At 71.8% G+C, this 14,553-nt stretch carries 14 protein-coding genes; 7 read left to right on the top strand and 7 right to left on the bottom strand.

Annotated features, from left to right (window positions below; all coding sequences use genetic code 11):
* Positions 1-97: 97 nt before the first annotated feature.
* The 3 genes from ACFY0P_RS41080 to ACFY0P_RS41070 form a co-directional block, all read right to left on the bottom strand.
* On the bottom strand, positions 98-2,329 hold the full coding sequence (locus tag ACFY0P_RS41080; RefSeq protein WP_388925660.1) for a molybdopterin oxidoreductase family protein: 2,232 nt from the start codon (positions 2,327-2,329) through the stop codon (positions 98-100).
* A gap of 183 nt (positions 2,330-2,512) precedes the next feature.
* Positions 2,513-3,130: a TetR family transcriptional regulator gene (locus ACFY0P_RS41075; RefSeq protein ID WP_388925657.1), complete on the bottom strand. Its 618-nt coding sequence runs from the start codon at positions 3,128-3,130 to the stop codon at positions 2,513-2,515.
* A gap of 64 nt (positions 3,131-3,194) precedes the next feature.
* The gene (locus ACFY0P_RS41070; protein WP_388925654.1) at positions 3,195-3,779 is read right to left on the bottom strand and encodes a hypothetical protein; all 585 of its coding nucleotides are present in this window, start codon (positions 3,777-3,779) and stop codon (positions 3,195-3,197) included.
* Positions 3,780-3,936: 157 nt separating this feature from the next.
* Here ACFY0P_RS41070 and hmgA point away from each other — a divergent pair, with 157 nt between their 5' ends.
* From hmgA to ACFY0P_RS41055, 3 genes are read left to right on the top strand one after another with little or no spacing between them, the layout of a single operon-like run.
* Complete coding sequence (gene hmgA / locus ACFY0P_RS41065) at positions 3,937-5,298, top strand: homogentisate 1,2-dioxygenase (RefSeq protein WP_388925652.1); 1,362 nt, start codon at positions 3,937-3,939, stop codon at positions 5,296-5,298.
* Between the two features lie 26 nt (positions 5,299-5,324).
* Complete coding sequence (locus ACFY0P_RS41060) at positions 5,325-6,074, top strand: GntR family transcriptional regulator (RefSeq protein WP_388925649.1); 750 nt, start codon at positions 5,325-5,327, stop codon at positions 6,072-6,074.
* Positions 6,075-6,086: 12 nt separating this feature from the next.
* Complete coding sequence (locus tag ACFY0P_RS41055; protein WP_388925646.1) at positions 6,087-7,247, top strand: type ISP restriction/modification enzyme; 1,161 nt, start codon at positions 6,087-6,089, stop codon at positions 7,245-7,247.
* Between the two features lie 82 nt (positions 7,248-7,329).
* Here ACFY0P_RS41055 and ACFY0P_RS41050 read toward each other — a convergent pair whose 3' ends face one another.
* A complete protein-coding gene (locus ACFY0P_RS41050; RefSeq protein ID WP_388925642.1) occupies positions 7,330-8,040 on the bottom strand; it encodes a TetR/AcrR family transcriptional regulator in 711 nt (236 codons plus the stop codon).
* Between the two features lie 63 nt (positions 8,041-8,103).
* Between ACFY0P_RS41050 and ACFY0P_RS41045 the strand changes: the two genes are divergently transcribed.
* Genes ACFY0P_RS41045 through ACFY0P_RS41035 form a run of 3 tightly spaced genes read left to right on the top strand, consistent with a single transcriptional unit; the run spans position 8,104 to position 11,042 of the window.
* Complete coding sequence (locus ACFY0P_RS41045) at positions 8,104-9,039, top strand: ATP-binding cassette domain-containing protein (protein WP_388925638.1); 936 nt, start codon at positions 8,104-8,106, stop codon at positions 9,037-9,039.
* A complete protein-coding gene (locus ACFY0P_RS41040; RefSeq protein WP_388925635.1) occupies positions 9,036-9,812 on the top strand; it encodes an ABC transporter permease in 777 nt (258 codons plus the stop codon). Before ACFY0P_RS41045 ends, ACFY0P_RS41040 begins: the two co-directional genes overlap by 4 nt.
* Positions 9,813-9,845: 33 nt before the next feature.
* Positions 9,846-11,042: a CaiB/BaiF CoA transferase family protein gene (locus ACFY0P_RS41035; RefSeq protein WP_388925632.1), complete on the top strand. Its 1,197-nt coding sequence runs from the start codon at positions 9,846-9,848 to the stop codon at positions 11,040-11,042.
* A 23-nt stretch (positions 11,043-11,065) separates the two neighbouring features.
* Here the strand turns inward: ACFY0P_RS41035 and ACFY0P_RS41030 are convergent, their stop codons facing one another.
* The 3 genes from ACFY0P_RS41030 to ACFY0P_RS41020 form a co-directional block, all read right to left on the bottom strand.
* On the bottom strand, positions 11,066-11,335 hold the full coding sequence (locus ACFY0P_RS41030; protein WP_093504935.1) for a hypothetical protein: 270 nt from the start codon (positions 11,333-11,335) through the stop codon (positions 11,066-11,068).
* Between the two features lie 137 nt (positions 11,336-11,472).
* Positions 11,473-12,276: an anti-sigma factor domain-containing protein gene (locus ACFY0P_RS41025; RefSeq protein ID WP_388925629.1), complete on the bottom strand. Its 804-nt coding sequence runs from the start codon at positions 12,274-12,276 to the stop codon at positions 11,473-11,475.
* Positions 12,273-12,815, bottom strand: a complete 543-nt coding sequence (locus ACFY0P_RS41020) for a sigma-70 family RNA polymerase sigma factor (protein ID WP_293991811.1) — start codon at positions 12,813-12,815, stop codon at positions 12,273-12,275. The genes ACFY0P_RS41025 and ACFY0P_RS41020 overlap by 4 nt, the downstream gene beginning before the upstream one ends.
* Positions 12,816-13,021: 206 nt before the next feature.
* On the opposite strand from ACFY0P_RS41020, the gene ACFY0P_RS41015 reads away from it, so the two are divergent.
* On the top strand, positions 13,022-14,548 hold the full coding sequence (locus ACFY0P_RS41015; RefSeq protein WP_388925626.1) for a DUF4331 domain-containing protein: 1,527 nt from the start codon (positions 13,022-13,024) through the stop codon (positions 14,546-14,548).
* Positions 14,549-14,553 lie beyond the last annotated feature (5 nt).

Genomic DNA, 14,553 nt, shown 5'->3' with positions numbered 1-14,553 from the left:
TGAACTCCCACCAGGGCCGGCGGTGCGACGACGTTAGGTCGCGTCAAACGTCGTTAACAAGACGTTGACGCGCGAGCAATAAGCGCGAAAGTCCAGGTCACGAGGTTGCGGTCACTTCGATGGGGATGCCGTTGAGGACGGCGTTGCCGGACAGCGGGTCGAGCAGGCTGCCGTCGAGGAGCTGGTTGACGTTGACGCCGGGGGTGGTGGCGGCGTGGCTGAGCCGGGTGCCGGGGCGGTCGTGGCCCCAGCCGTGCGGGAGGCTGACGACACCGGGCCGGACGCCGTCGGTGACCTCGGCGGGGGTGACCACCTCGCCGCCCGCGCCCTTGACGCGGACGTCGGCGCCGTCGCGCACGCCGAGCCGTTCGGCGTCCTCGGGGTGGATGTGCAGGGTGCAGCGGTTGGAGCCGCCGGTGAGGGCGGGCACGTTGTGCATCCAGCTGTTGTTGGAGCGCAGGTGGCGGCGGCCGACGAGGACGAGCGCCGCGGGGCTGGTGCCGAGGGCCGCGCGCAGCCGGGGCAGGTCGTCGGCGATGGGCCCGGGCAGCAGCTCGACCTTGCCGCTCCTGGTCTTCAGCGGCTGGGGTAGGCGGGACGTGAGGGGCCCGAGGTCGATGCCGTGCGGGTGGGCGAGCAGTTGCTCCAGGGTGAGCCCGTCGGGCCGTACGCCGAAGCCGTCGCCGTAGGGGCCGAGGCGCAGCATCAGGTCCAGCCGGCGCTCGGGCCCGGTGTCTCCGGTGAGCAGGCCGGCGAGTTCCTGCGGGTCCCGGCCGTGCACCGGTGAGTGGGGCTCCTTGACCGCCTTCCCCAGGGTCTGGCCGATGACCATGTCGTCCACCGCGGAGGGTTCGGCGCCGTGCATGCCACCGGCCGCGAGGACCAGGCGGGCCAGGATCTCGGTCTCCGCCATCCGGCCGGGCTCCAGCGGGACGGCGGGGCGGGAGTAGCGGACCTGGTTGCGTACGGCGAGGGTGTTGAAGGCGAAGTCGTGGTGCGGGCTCTGCGAGGGCGGCGGCGGGGGCAGCACGACGTCGGCGTGGCGTGCGGTCTCGTTGAGGTAGGGGTCGACGCTGACCATGAAGTCGAGGGAGTCCAGGGCCTTGTCGAGTCGGTCGCCGTCCGGGGCGGAGAGGACGGGGTTGGTGGCGATCGCGATCAGCGCCCGGATCGGCTCGCCCTCCGCCGTCGCGGTGTCGATCTCCTCGGCGAGCGCGGAGAGCGGCAACTCGCCCTTCGCCTCGGGGTGTCGGCTGACCCGGGAGTGCCAGCGTCCGAGGGCGAAGCCCCGGCCGGGTCCGGCCGGTCGCGGGGTCCGGTCGGTGGCGGCCTGCGGGAAAAGCGCGCCGCCGGGCCGGTCGAGGTTGCCGGTGAGGGTGTTGAGGACGTCGACGAGCCAGCTGGCGAGGGTGCCGTGCGGGACGGTGCAGCTGCCGATCCTGCCGTATACGGCGGCCGTGGGTGCGGCGGCGAGTTCGCGGGCGAGGGCGCGGATGGTCCCGGCGTCGACGTCACAGGCACGGGCGACCGCGTCCGGGGTGAAGTCGCCCAGTTCGGCGCGGAGTTCGTCGAGCCCCTCGACGTGCGGGGCGAGCTGCCCGAGGTCCACCAGGTCCTCTTCGAAGAGGACCTGGGCCATGGCGGCGAGCAACAGGGCGTCGGCGCCGGGCCGGATGGCGATGTGCCGGTCGGCGAGCTTGGCGGTGCGGGTGCGGCGCGGGTCGATGACGGTGAGGGTGCCGCCGCGGGCCTTGAGCGCCTTGAGCTTGCCGGGGAAGTCGGCGGCGGTGCACAGGCTCCCGTTGGACTCCAGGGGGTTGGCGCCGATGAGGAGGAGGTGGTCGGTGTGGTCGAGGTCGGGCACCGGTATCGCGTTGGCGTCGCCGAAGAGCAGTCCGCTGGAGACGTGCTTGGGCATCTGGTCGACCGTGGACGCGGTGAAGACGCTGCGGGTGCCGAGGGCGCCGACCAGGACCTGCGGGTAGAGGCCGCCGGCCACGGTGTGGACGTTGGGGTTGCCGAGGACGATCCCGACGGAGTGCGGGCCGTACCGCTCGACGACGCCGCGGATCCCGGCGGCGACCGCGTCGAAGGCCTCCGTCCAGGTGGCCTCGCGCAGTTCGCCGTCCCGGCGGACGAGCGGGGTGCGCAGCCGGTCGGGGTCGCCGTCGACGGCGCCGAAGGAGGCGCCCTTCGGGCAGATGAACCCCTTGCTGAAGACGTCCTCGCGGTCACCGCGGGCTCCGGTGACGCGGGTGCCCTCGATGGTGAGGGTCAGGCCGCAGGTGGCCTCGCACAGGGGGCAGACGCGGAGGGCGGTGCGGGGCATGAATCCTCCCAGGAGTCGTGGAACCCGGGAGCGAGCATACCGTTCGGTATGTCGGGAGGGGAGCCCTGTCGTCGTACGAGTGCGGGCCGGTGGGGCCGGTCGCGCCCACGCGGCGGAGCCGCATGCCGATACAGCCCCGCGCCTTTGACGGGGCGCTCCATTCGGGGCGTTCTCCCGGGACCGTCAGTCCAGGACCCGCCCCAGATAGGCCCGCAGCAGCTCCCGCATCTCCCTGATGATCTCCTCGTCGCCCTCCGGGTCCACCCGGAAGGACAGGTGGACCAGCGTGTCGGCGGTCTCCACGGCCACCAGGAAGGTGCGGCGCAGGTCCTCGTCGGGGGTGCGGCCGAGGTAGCCGGAGAGGAGGTCGGTCAGGCGGTCGGCGACTCTCCGGTTGGGTTCGGCGTGGCGGGCGCCGACCGGGATCTGGTTGCCGAAGTCGACGAGGGAGAAGCCGGGGGCGGTACGTTTCATCGCCAGGTACTCGTCGAGCACCGCGTCCATCGCGGTCCGCCAGTCACCCTTCGGCGCCTCCTTCAGCCGCTCGGTGACACGCTCGGTGAAGCGCTCCAGGTTGCGCTGGGCGAGGGCGTCGGCCATCTGCCGCTTGTTGCCGAAGAAGCGGTAGACCGAGCCGATGGGCACCCCGGCGCGCACCGCGACGGCCCGGGTGCTCAGTTCGTCGTAGCCGACCTCGTCGAGGAGGTCGGCACAGGCGTCGAGGATCCGGGTCAGCCGTTCGGCGCTGCGGCGCTGTACGGGCGCTTTGCGAAGCGGTGTCGCTGGGGGCACGGGCTTCATGATGCCTTTCCGCCGGGATCAGGTGAACCTCGCCCCCCGGTACGCGGACGGATGGCCCATGCACTCATCCGGCGTCCGGGCTGCTCGCGCCGGTGCCGGTGGCCGAGGGGGTGGCGGGCACGGCCCCTGACGCCGACGGCGACGCCGTCTCCGCGCCCGACGCCGTGACGTCCACCGTGCTCTCCACCGGCTTGCCGTGCACGGCCCAGACCGTGCCGTCGTCCGCGTAGAGCCGGGCGGTGATGTGGTGGGTGCCGTGCGGGACGAGGCCGGCCGGCAGGTGGTACGCGGAGGTCCGCAGCCGCGCCACCAGGCCGCCGTCCACGAAGAGGTAGGCGAGCCCCCGGCCGGCGACCGCCTTCGCCGCGGTGCCCGCCCGGGAGAACCGGAAACGGTGCACGTCGAGCCGTACGTCCCAGCCGCCGGACGGGTCCGGGGTGACCACCGTGCCCACCGCGGGCGCCTGCTTCTTGTCCAGTTCGCGGTAGTGGCGCCCGCTCTCGTCCGTGTCGTCGAGGATCTTGCCCACCGGGGAGGGCGACCCCGCCGCCCGCTGCCCGTGCGCCGTCCCGGTCCCGCACCCCGCCGCCGCGACCAGCAGCAGCACGCAGACCGCGAGCGCACCCGGCAGTCCACGCGTCCACGACATGCCCGGGAGCGTAGAACAGCACGCCGCGGACCGGATCCCCCTGGAGTCGGGTTCTCGCCATCCGTCGCCGGGATGATCCCGGCCCTCTTGCACCCGCCCCCACGCAATCCTACGGTGATGCATAGGAATCGATGGCACGCAGGTTCAGGGAGCGATCATGAGCGATGGGGGTTCCTCCCGCGCGAGCGCGTTCGAGCGAGAGCGCGGGGAGGCGCGGAAGACCGCCGAAGGGCTGGCGTACCTCTCCGGGTTCGGCAACGAGCACTCCTCCGAGGCGGTGCCGGGCGCCCTGCCCGAGGGCCGCAACTCCCCGCAGCGTGCCCCCCTCGGCCTGTACGCGGAGCAGCTCAGCGGTACGGCCTTCACCGAACCGCGGGCCCACAACCGCCGGTCCTGGCTGTACCGGATCCGCCCCTCGGCCGCCCACCCGGCCTTCACCAGGGCCGCCGGCGACGGCGGGCTGCGCACCGCTCCCTTCACGGACATCGCCCCGGACCCGAACCGGCTGCGCTGGAACCCCCTCCCGGCGCCCTCGCCCGGCACGGACTTCCTCGCCGGCCTGTGGACCCTGGGCGGCAACGGCGACGCGGCCCAGCGCACCGGCATGGCCGTGCACCTCTACCACGCCGACGCCTCCATGGAGCGGGTCTTCTCCGACGCGGACGGCGAACTGCTGATCGTCCCGGAGCACGGCGGTCTGCTGCTGCGTACGGAGTTCGGCCTGCTGCATGTGGAGCCGGGACAGGTGGCGCTGATCCCCCGTGGGGTCCGCTTCCGTGTGGAGCTGCTGGATGCCACGGCCCGGGGTTATGTGTGCGAGAACTACGGCTCGCCCTTCCGCCTCCCCGACCTCGGCCCGATCGGCGCCAACGGCCTCGCCGGCGCCCGGGATTTCCTGGCCCCCGTCGCCGCCTACGAGGACGTCGAGGGCCCGGTGGAGGTGGTCAACAAGTTCTGCGGCAACCTGTGGACCGCCACATATGACCACTCCCCACTGGACGTGGTCGCCTGGCACGGCACACATGTGCCGTACGCCTACGATCTGCGCCGTTTCAATGTGATCGGCACCATCTCGTACGACCACCCGGACCCGTCGATCTTCACGGTGCTGACGTCCCCGTCCGACACCCCCGGCCTCGCCGGTGTCGACTTCGTGGTCTTCGCGCCGCGCTGGCTGGTGGGCGAGAACACCTTCCGGCCGCCGTACTTCCACCGGAACGTGATGAGCGAGTACATGGGGCTGATCGAGGGCGCCTACGACGCGAAGGCGGAGGGCTTCGTGCCGGGCGGCGGGTCGCTGCACAACATGATGTCGGCGCACGGTCCGGACCGGGAGACGTTCGACCGGGCGAGCGCGGCCGAACTGAAGCCCCAGAAGGTGGACGACGGCCTGGCGTTCATGTTCGAGACCCGCTGGCCGGTGACGCTCACCCCGCAGGCGGCGACCGCCGAACACCTCCAGCAGCGCTACGACGACGTGTGGCAGGGCCTGGAACGGCACTTCCGCCCCTTGCACTGAAGATCCCCCGACGGTACGGATGGCCCGTGACCTCCTTCGCCCCCGACTCGATCGTCCTCAACCGCAAGCTGCCGCTCTGGTACCAGGTGTCGCAGTCGCTGCGCGCCTCGATACTCGGCCGCTCGCCCCGGGACCCGCTCCGGCTGCCCACCGAGGAACAGCTCGCGGAGCACTACGGCGTCAGCGTGCTGACCATGCGGCAGGCCCTGAAGGAGCTGGAGGACGAGGGCCTGATCAGCCGGCACCGCCGCCGGGGCACCTTCATCGCGCCGGACGCCCGGCGCGGCACCCCGGTACGGCTGCTCGGCTCGGTGGACGCGATCGTGGCCCAGCAGTCGGGGATGACGGCGGAGCTGCTGGAGCACGGCACGGTGCCCGTCGCCGGCGAACTCACCGAGTACTTCCCGGACCTCACCGAGGTGGCGGCCTACCACCGCCTCCGCAGCGACGAGCAGACCGGCGAGCCCACCAACCACGCCCGCAACCACGTCCGCCCCGAACTGGCCGAGCGGATCGACCCGGAGGACCTGGCCCGACAGCCGATGACCAAGGTGCTCCGGGACGTCGTCGGCGCGGACATCAGCCGTATCACGGACACGGTGCAGGCCCGGCTGGCCGACCCGGAGACCGCCCGCCTGCTCCAAGTCCCCCTCCTCAGCCCGATCCTGCACTACACGGGTGTCACCTACGACACCGCCGGCCGGGTCCTGGACCTGGTGGTCATCCACTACCGCGGCGACCGTTTCTCCTTCACGGTCACGCTCGACGCCACCTGAAGTCGTCGTACGATGCCGGGCGTGACGCACGACGACGCTCCGCTGCTGGCGGACCTCATGCCGTGGTCCGTCGCACCACTACGGCTCGGCCGAGGGTGGCCGACGGCCCCCGACCCGGCGACCCTGAAGGCCCGCTGGGACGCCCTCCTCAAGGCCGCGGGACCCGACCGGGAGACGTTGTTCGAACCGACCCGCGCCCGGACGGTCCACTCCGCGGTCGCCCAGCTCCCCGGCCAGCCCAGCGGCACCGAACCGCTCGCCGACGCCTCGGGCCGCTGTCCGGACCCGGTCCGCGTCCTGGCCGCCCCGTTCGACGAACAGTGGCTGATCCCGGACCACCGCCTGATCGACGCGGCCCGCCCGGAGCTGTGGCGGGTGACGGACGACCACCAGGTCTTCGCGGTGGAGTCGGCGGACGGGATGCCGCTGCCCCTGCTGGCGACCTCCCTCCTCCCGGCCCTGCGCGCGGGCCGCATCCGCCCGCTGTACCGCCGGCCGGGCGGCGAGGAACCGAATCTGGCGCCGGGCCTGCTGGAACACCTGGCCGACCGCCTGGGCCGGGGAGTCACCCCGCTGGACGTCCTCGCCTGGACCCTGACCGCGGTCCGCCCGGACCGCGCCGTCCCGCTCACCGACGACACCGAACTCTGGGCGCGGGGCGTGGAACTCGGCCACCGGGCCCTGTGGCTGCTGCGCCGCGACGGCGACCGCCCCAAACTCCCGGGCGGCCGCCGCCCGTACGTCCGAGCTCCGCTGCCCAGCCGCCCCCTCACGCTCATCTACGACAGGGAGGAGGAGGCCCTCCACCTCGACGAGGGCCGCGTCTCCCCGGTACCGCCGGAGGCGTGGGACTTCAGGATGGGCGAGGTGCGGGTCCTGGAGGCGTGGTTCGAGGCACGAACGGCGCAGCCGGCGGAACCGGGCACACTGCCGGCGATCACCCCGCCGGCCTGGTCCCAGGCATGGACCTCGGAACTGCTGGAACTGATCACGGTCCTGGCCCTGCTGGCGGACGTCCGCGCCCAGCAGGCCGCCTTGGAGATCAAGACACGGATCACGGCAGCCGACCTGACGGCAGCGGACGTACTCCCGCCCCCGGGGACAGCCCGCAGGCCGGCTTCGGTTCTGGATCACCACGAGGAAGGCCCGGCAGGCCAGTTCACTTTGCTGTGACCCACCTGCCCGGGGGCGCGGGGCTGTATTGGATGTGCGGCTGCCGCCGCGTGGGCGCGCTCAACCCCCACCCACCAGCAGCCTAAGACGGCGCGAACCCGTCCAGAACCCTCTCCAACGCCCGCCGGAAAACCCCCTCCAGATCAATCGGCCCCGCATCCTCCGTGAACGCCGCCGCCATCCGCGGATACGCCCCCGAGGCGATCTGCCCTCCGAGATAGGCGATGCGCACCGCGTTCTCCCGCTCCTCGGACCACGGCAGGTTCCGCACCCGTTCGGCCGTGTCGATCTCGTTCCGCACATAGGTCGTGACCACACCGTTCACCATGGCGATCAGCTCGAACTTGGTGCCGTACGACGCGTCCAGCGGATCCAGGCAGGCCAGGCAGTGCTCCAGATAGCGCAGAGCGTGCGGGCTGAACCCGTAGACCGGTGACATCAGACGCGGCAGCCAGGGATGCCGGTGCATCAGCTCCCGCGTCTGTTCGGCGACCCGCATCATGTCGGCCCGCCAGTCCCCCGTCGGCTCCCACAGCTCGTGTTCCGAGCTGACCGCGTCGACCATCAGCTCGTACAGGTCCTCCTTGCGGGGGACGTAGTTGTACAGGGACATGGTCCCGCACCCCACCCCCGCCGCCACGTGCCGCATCGACACGGCGTCCAGCCCCTCCGCGTCGGCGATCCGCACCGCGACGGCGGCGATGTCGGCGCGGGTGAACGTCGGCTTCGGCCCCCGCCCGGCGCGCTCCGGACGGGCCCAGATCACCTCGGGTTCGGCCCCTCGGACTGCCATCGATCATCACCTCGCCCACCATGCTAGTTACGTACACCGTACGTAGTGCGCTATGGTCACCCCATGACTACTACGTACGCTGTACTTAGTGAAGGTCTGGAGAAGCGCTTCGGCGCCGTGTCCGCGCTGCAGGGTCTCGACCTGGCCGTGCGACAGGGCACGGTCTGCGGACTGCTCGGGCCGAACGGGGCCGGGAAGACCACGGTCGTACGGCTGCTGGCCACCCTCCTCCGGCCCGACGCGGGCTCCGCCCGCATCGCGGGGCACGACGTGGTCCGGGACCCGGCGGCCGTGCGCCGCAGCATCGGCGTCACCGGCCAGTACGCCTCGGTCGACGGCGATCTCACCGGCCGCGAGAACCTGCGCCTGTTCGCCCGGCTGCTCCGGGTGCCGAGGCCGGACGACCGGGCGGCCGAGCTCCTCGGCCGCTTCGGCCTCACCGAGGCGGCCGACCGCAAGGCAGCCACCTATTCCGGCGGTATGCGCCGCCGCCTCGACCTCGCCGCGAGCCTGGTCCGCCGGCCGGCCGTGCTCTTCCTCGACGAGCCCACCACCGGCCTCGACCCGGCCGGCCGGAACGGCGTCTGGGAAGCGGTGCGCGGGCTGACGGCGGAGGGCACGACGGTGCTGCTCACCACGCAGTACCTGGAGGAGGCAGACCAACTCGCCGACGACATCGCGCTGATCGACCGGGGCCGGGTGGCCCGGACCGGCTCCCCCGCCGAACTGAAGGCGCTCATCGGCTGGTACGCGCAGGCAGTGGTCGCCGACCGGGACGCGCTGCCGAAGGCGGCCGCGGTTCTCGACCGGCTCACCGGCAGGGAGCCGCAGTTCGACCACGACCGGCACACCGTCGGCGCCGTCACCACGGACCCGACCCTCACCCTCCCCCGCCTGGTGCGCGAACTCGACGCGGCGGGTGTCCCGTTGCTCGACGCGAGCCTCAGACCACCGACCCTCGACGACGTGTTCCTCCGACTGACGGGAAGCCCCGCATGAGTGCGCTCGTGTACGACGGTGCCGCGATGACGGGCCGGCAGCTGCGCCGGGTCCGCAACAGCCCCGGCCTCGCGGTCCTCACCCAGCTGATGCCGGTCAACATGCTGCTGTTCTTCGGCTACGTCTTCGGCAGCGCACTGGCGATGCCGGGCCCTGAGTACCGTTCCTTCCTCGTCCCGGGGCTGCTGGTCGCGACCGCGGCCGGCGGGGTCATGACCGGGATGTTCCAGGCCGCCCAGGACACCCACCGCGGGGTGATGGACCGCTTCAGGGCCATGCCGGTGAGCCGGGCCGCGGTCCCGCTGGGGCAGGCGGTCGCCGACCTCGTCGTCACCACGGCGGGTACCGTGCCGCTGCTCCTGGTGGGCCTCGCCGTGGGCTGGCGCGTGGAGGGATCGGCGGCCGCGGCGGCCGGCGCGGTTAGCCTGCTGCTCCTGTTCCGGTTCGCCTGCACGGCCGTCGGCATCTACCTCGGCCTGCTCACCCGCAGCGAGGAGGCGGCCGGTCAGCTCGGCGCGTCCACCTTCGTGCTGCCGCTGCTGTCCAACGCCTACATCCCCACCGACAACCTCCCGGGCTGGTTGCGCACGCTCGCCGAGTGGAACCCGATCAGCGCGGTCACGACGGCCCTGCGCGACCTCTTCGGCAACGCTCCCCTCCCCGACGGTGCGGCCTGGCCGGTGGCGCACCCCGTCGCGGGGTCGCTCGCCTGGAGCCTGGTCCTCATCGGCGTCTTCCTGCCGCTCGCCGTCCGCCGGTACGGGCGCTGCTGACAAACCCGCCGGTCACCGGACATGATCCAGCGCATGGACCGTCTCCCGCTGCCTCTTGAAGGCATCACCGTCGTCGCCGTCGAGCAGGCCGTCGCCGCCCCCTTCGCCACCCGCCAGCTGGCCGATCTCGGCGCCCGGGTCATCAAGGTCGAGCGGACCGACGGCGGGGACTTCGCCCGCGGCTACGACACCGCCGCTCGCGGTCTCGCCTCGCACTTCGTGTGGTGCAACCGGGGCAAGGAGTCCATCGCGCTGGATCTGAAGGACCCGCGCGGCCTGGACGTCGTGCGGCGGCTGGTCGCGGACGCGGACGTCTTCGTGCAGAACCTGGCCCACGGTGCCGCGGCCCGGCTCGGTCTTGACGCGGCCACGCTGTGCGCCGCGCACCCCCGGCTGGTCGCCGTGGACATCTCGGGGTACGGGGCGTCGGGGCCGTACGCCGGCAAGCGCGCGTACGACATGCTCGTACAGTGCGAGGCGGGTCTGGTGTCGGTCACCGGGACGCCGGAGCAGCCCGTGAAGGCGGGGATCCCCGCGGCGGACATCGCGGCGGCCATGTACGCCTTCTCGGGCGTCCTCGCGGCGCTGGTGCGGCGCGGGACCACCGGGCGGGGCGGGCCGGTGGAGGTGTCGATGCTGGAGGCCCTGGCCGAGTGGCTCGGCCATCCGCTGCACCACACCGTCCACGGCGGGACGCCGCCCGAGCGGACCGCTCTGGCGCATGCCGTGATCGCGCCGTACGACGCCTACCCGACCGCGGACGGCGGGCGGGTGCTGCTGTCGGTGCAGAACGACCGGGAGTGGCGGCGGCTGGCCGAACAGGTGATCGGGCTACCGGAGTTGGGTGCGGATCCGGCGTTCGCGACGAACGCGGCGCGGGTGGCGAACCGGGCGCGGACCGACGAACTGGTCGGGACGGCCCTGAACGCGCTCGACGCCGAGGAGGCGCTGGCACGGCTGGAGACCGCGGGGATCGCGTGCGCGCGGCTGCGGGACCTGCACGAGCTGGCCGGGCATCCGCAGCTGGCGGCCCGGGAGCGATGGCGGGAAGTGGGATCGCCGGTCGGGCCGCTGCGTGCATTGCTGCCGCCCATCACGCTGCCGGGCGGGGACGAGGCGCGGATGGGGGATGTGCCCGCGCTCGGACAGCACACCGAGGCGCTGCTGCGTGCCGTGGGGATGACGGACGCGGAGATCGCAGCGATGCGCCGGGACGGCGTGGCGGCCTGAGCGCGGGCCTGACGGTCGGGCGGTCAGTGCTTGTTGCCGCCGAACAGCGAACGGCGCAGCCGGCGCAGCGGCGCGAAGAGGGAGACGCGGCTGACCCGCGCACCCCGGTCGCTGCGCCGCGCGGGTTCACGCGCGGTCAGCTCACGCATCAGCGACGTCGCCTCGACCGCCTGCTGCTGCGGTATGGCGGGACCCGCCAGCACCGACAGATGGCGGTCGAGGCGCGAGCTGGTCGCACCGCTCCCGCAGGTGATCGCAGGAACCCTCGCCCTGCTGCGTGTTATCTGATCCATGTCACTCCCCACCCGTACGAGTCCACCCGGCCCGGGCAGGGTAACCCTATCGCCCCGATGGGGCACTCGTGTATCGCGGTCACAGGATTCACCTTCCCCGCAAGGGTGTTGACGACCCCTCTTGAACCACGCTTCGACTACTCTCCGAATCCAACCGATTTCAGGGCGAGTTGGACAACTGGCTGGCTGGTGGGCTGCGCTGACCCGCCGGCGGGTTCGACGGTCACCGCGAGTGACGTCGCCGATTTGCCCAGACCCGTGGCGACCAGGGGCGTGTCGGCCTTGAAGAGCCCGAGGGAGCGCGGTTGCGCACGGGGGCGCATGAGCCAGAGCTGGTGCACCCGGCCGTTCGACGGGGTGCCGTATCCGCTGAGCGTGACGACGGCCTCTCCCTCCGATGCGGAGGCCACCGCTCCGATACTTCGGCCCTGGGCGTCCTTGTAGGTGGTCGCGCGGGCGTCGGTCGCCGCCAGAACGTGGGCGATCTCACTCGACTGGGCCCGCTCGGCGTCGAGCTGACTCTGCGTCCGGTCGGCCTGCACCGCGAACAGCGAGGCGACGACCAGCGCGGCGGCCGCGGTGGCGGTGGCGAACGGCACGAACAGGGGGCGCGGCCGGCGGCGCGGCGGCGGGGGCTGCGCGCCCCAGACGTGCGGCGGCAGGTTGGGCACGCGCTCCTGGCCGGGGGCCGGCTCCTGCGGGGTGGCGCGGACGGCGGCCAGCACCCGGTCGCGCATCGCGAGGGGCGGCGGGGCCGCCGTGGAGAAGGCGAGCCGTACCGCGTCCTCGGTCAGCGCCCGGACCTCGTCGGCACACCGTTCGCAGTCCCGCAGGTGTTTCTCGAAGCGGCGCCGCTCGCCGGGCTCCAGGGCGTCCAGGGCGTAGGGCGCGGCCAGCGAGTGCAGGTCCTCGCGGTGCAGCAGGCGACCGACCAGGCTCACGCCACACCTCCCAGGCAGTCGCGCAGCCGGGTGAGTCCGTCGCGCATCCGTGTCTTGACCGTGCCCAGCGGCAGCTTGAGCCGCTCGGCGACCTCACGGTACGTGTAGCCGTCGTAGTAGGCGAGGGTGACGGACTGGCGCTGCAGAGCGGTGAGCCGGTCCAGGCAGCGGCGCACCCACTCGCGTTCCAGGCCGGCTTCCACCGTTTCGGCGACCTGGTCGAAAGCGGGTTCGCCGGCTCGCAGCGCCTCACGCTGTTCGCGTTCGCCGGCCGCGCGGGCGCTGCGCACCCGGTCGACGGCGCGGCGGTGGGCGAGGGTGAGGATCCAGGAGAGGGCGCTGCCCCGGCCGGGGTCGAACTTGGCGGCGGAGCGCCAGAGTTCGAGGAGCACCTCCTGGGCCACCTCCTCGGACTGGGCGGGGTCGCGGACCACGCGGCGCACGAGCCCGAACACGGGCCCGGACACCAGTCCGTAGAGGTCCTCGAACGCCTTCTGGTCGCCACCGGCCACAAGCACCAGCAGTTCGTCCGCGTCCACCCCGTTCCCCCTTCTGTGGCCGCACCCGGCCCGTCCTCCCACACCAGGCATTCGCAACTGACACACCTCCGGCAGAAGTACGTATGCGGAAGGCAAAAACGCGGGTCGAGCAGGAAGAAAAGATTTTTTTCTTCGGACCAATCCAAACGGCCCTCCGGCTCCGTATACCCGTCCGTCAAGCAAGTTGGGACCGAGGGACGGACGGCATGACACCTCTTAACTCCAGGAGCGGCACGGGGCGCAAGGGCCTTGTCACGCTCATCTGTGGGGCACTGGCCACCGGCGGGATCACAGCCGCCAGCGTCGCCGCGCTGGAACCGGGGGCGGCCTCCGCCTCCTCCCACCGGGAGGCCCCGCTCATCTCGGGCACCCCCCAGTACGACAACACGGACCTGTACGCGTTCGTCAGCCCGGACAAGTCCGACACCACCACGATCGTGTCGGACTACATCCCCTTCGAGGAACCGGCCGGCGGCCCGAACTTCTACCAGTTCGCCGACGACGCCCAGTACGACATCCACATCGACAACAACGGTGACGCGAAGGACGACCTGATCTTCCGCTACACCTTCAAGACCAAGATCAAGAACAAGCAGACGTTCCTCTACAACACGGGCGTGGTCGACAGCCTGAACGACCCCGACCTGAACGTCACGCAGTCGTACGACCTGGACCTGATCAAGCTCAGGAACGGCAGGCAGCAGTACAAGACGAGGATCGCCGACAACATCCCGGCGGCCCCGTCGGACGTCGGCAAGGCGTCGATGCCGGACTACGCGAAGCTGCGCTCCCAGGCCATCTACAAGACCTCCAACGGCGGCGCGACCTTCGCCGGCCAGGCGGACGACCCGTTCTTCGCCGACCTGCGCGTCTTCGACCTGCTGTACGGCGGCAACCTGAGCGAGGTCGGCAACGACACCCTCAAGGGCTACAACGTCAACACGATCGCCCTCCAGGTGCCGAACTCCCTGATCCGGCAGTCGGCGTCGCGTCCGACCGTCGGCATCTACGCGACGACCCAGCGCAGGAACGCGCAGGGCTACTACGCGCAGGTCTCGCGCCTCGGCAACCCGCTGGTCAACGAGGTCGTCAACCCGCAGAAGGACAAGGACAAGTTCAACGCGTCCGAGCCCAAGGACGACGCGCAGTTCCTGAAGAACGTCACCAACCCGGAACTGCCGAAGCTCATCGAGGCGATCTACCACATCAAGGCGCCCTCGGAGCCCCGCAACGACCTCGTCAGCGTGTTCCTGACGGGCGTCAAGGGCCTCAACACGCTACAGCCGCAGGCGAAGCCGTCGGAGATGCTCCGCCTCAACACGTCCATCAAGCCCACCGCCAAGCCCAAGCGGCTCGGTGTGCTGGACGGTGACAACCAGGGCTTCCCGAACGGGCGCCGGCTCACCGACGACGTGATCGACGAGGCGCTCCAGGTCATGGAGGGCGAACTGGTCGGTTCCAAGAACGACCTGGGCGACGCGGTCGACAAGAACGACAAGAGTTTCGAGAAGTACTTCCCGTACGTGGCCGAGCCGACGGCGGGCTCGCGCGGCAAGATCGCCAAGGCGGCGGCCGGCAGCAGCACGAAGAGCGCGCTGGGTGACGCCCTGACCGGTTCCGGTGACAACAACATGACGCTGATCGCGGGCTCGGCGGCCGCGGGTGCGGCGGGCGTGCTGCTGATCGGTACCGGGTTCGGCTGGTGGCGGCGGCGGATGCGGCGGCCGTACTGATCGCC

It is taken from the genome of Streptomyces sp. NPDC001714 (assembly GCF_042892755.1).
Classification (GTDB): Bacteria; Actinomycetota; Actinomycetes; order Streptomycetales; family Streptomycetaceae; genus Streptomyces.
The sequence above is the reverse complement of the archived record's forward strand: the minus strand, read 5'-3'. Positions and strand labels throughout refer to the sequence as shown.

Excerpts from the sequence above, each read along its gene's own strand:
- ACFY0P_RS41080 (WP_388925660.1), bottom strand. The coding sequence starts at position 2,329 with ATGCCCCGCACCGCCCTCCGCGTCTGCCCCCTGTGCGAGGCCACCTGC.
- ACFY0P_RS41075 (WP_388925657.1), bottom strand. The coding sequence starts at position 3,130 with ATGAAGCCCGTGCCCCCAGCGACACCGCTTCGCAAAGCGCCCGTACAG.
- ACFY0P_RS41070 (WP_388925654.1), bottom strand. The coding sequence starts at position 3,779 with ATGTCGTGGACGCGTGGACTGCCGGGTGCGCTCGCGGTCTGCGTGCTG.
- hmgA (WP_388925652.1), top strand. The coding sequence starts at position 3,937 with ATGAGCGATGGGGGTTCCTCCCGCGCGAGCGCGTTCGAGCGAGAGCGC.
- ACFY0P_RS41055 (WP_388925646.1), top strand. The coding sequence starts at position 6,087 with ATGCCGGGCGTGACGCACGACGACGCTCCGCTGCTGGCGGACCTCATG.
- ACFY0P_RS41050 (WP_388925642.1), bottom strand. The coding sequence starts at position 8,040 with ATGGCAGTCCGAGGGGCCGAACCCGAGGTGATCTGGGCCCGTCCGGAG.
- ACFY0P_RS41045 (WP_388925638.1), top strand. The coding sequence starts at position 8,104 with ATGACTACTACGTACGCTGTACTTAGTGAAGGTCTGGAGAAGCGCTTC.
- ACFY0P_RS41040 (WP_388925635.1), top strand. The coding sequence starts at position 9,036 with ATGAGTGCGCTCGTGTACGACGGTGCCGCGATGACGGGCCGGCAGCTG.
- ACFY0P_RS41035 (WP_388925632.1), top strand. The coding sequence starts at position 9,846 with ATGGACCGTCTCCCGCTGCCTCTTGAAGGCATCACCGTCGTCGCCGTC.
- ACFY0P_RS41030 (WP_093504935.1), bottom strand. The coding sequence starts at position 11,335 with ATGGATCAGATAACACGCAGCAGGGCGAGGGTTCCTGCGATCACCTGC.
- ACFY0P_RS41015 (WP_388925626.1), top strand. The coding sequence starts at position 13,022 with ATGACACCTCTTAACTCCAGGAGCGGCACGGGGCGCAAGGGCCTTGTC.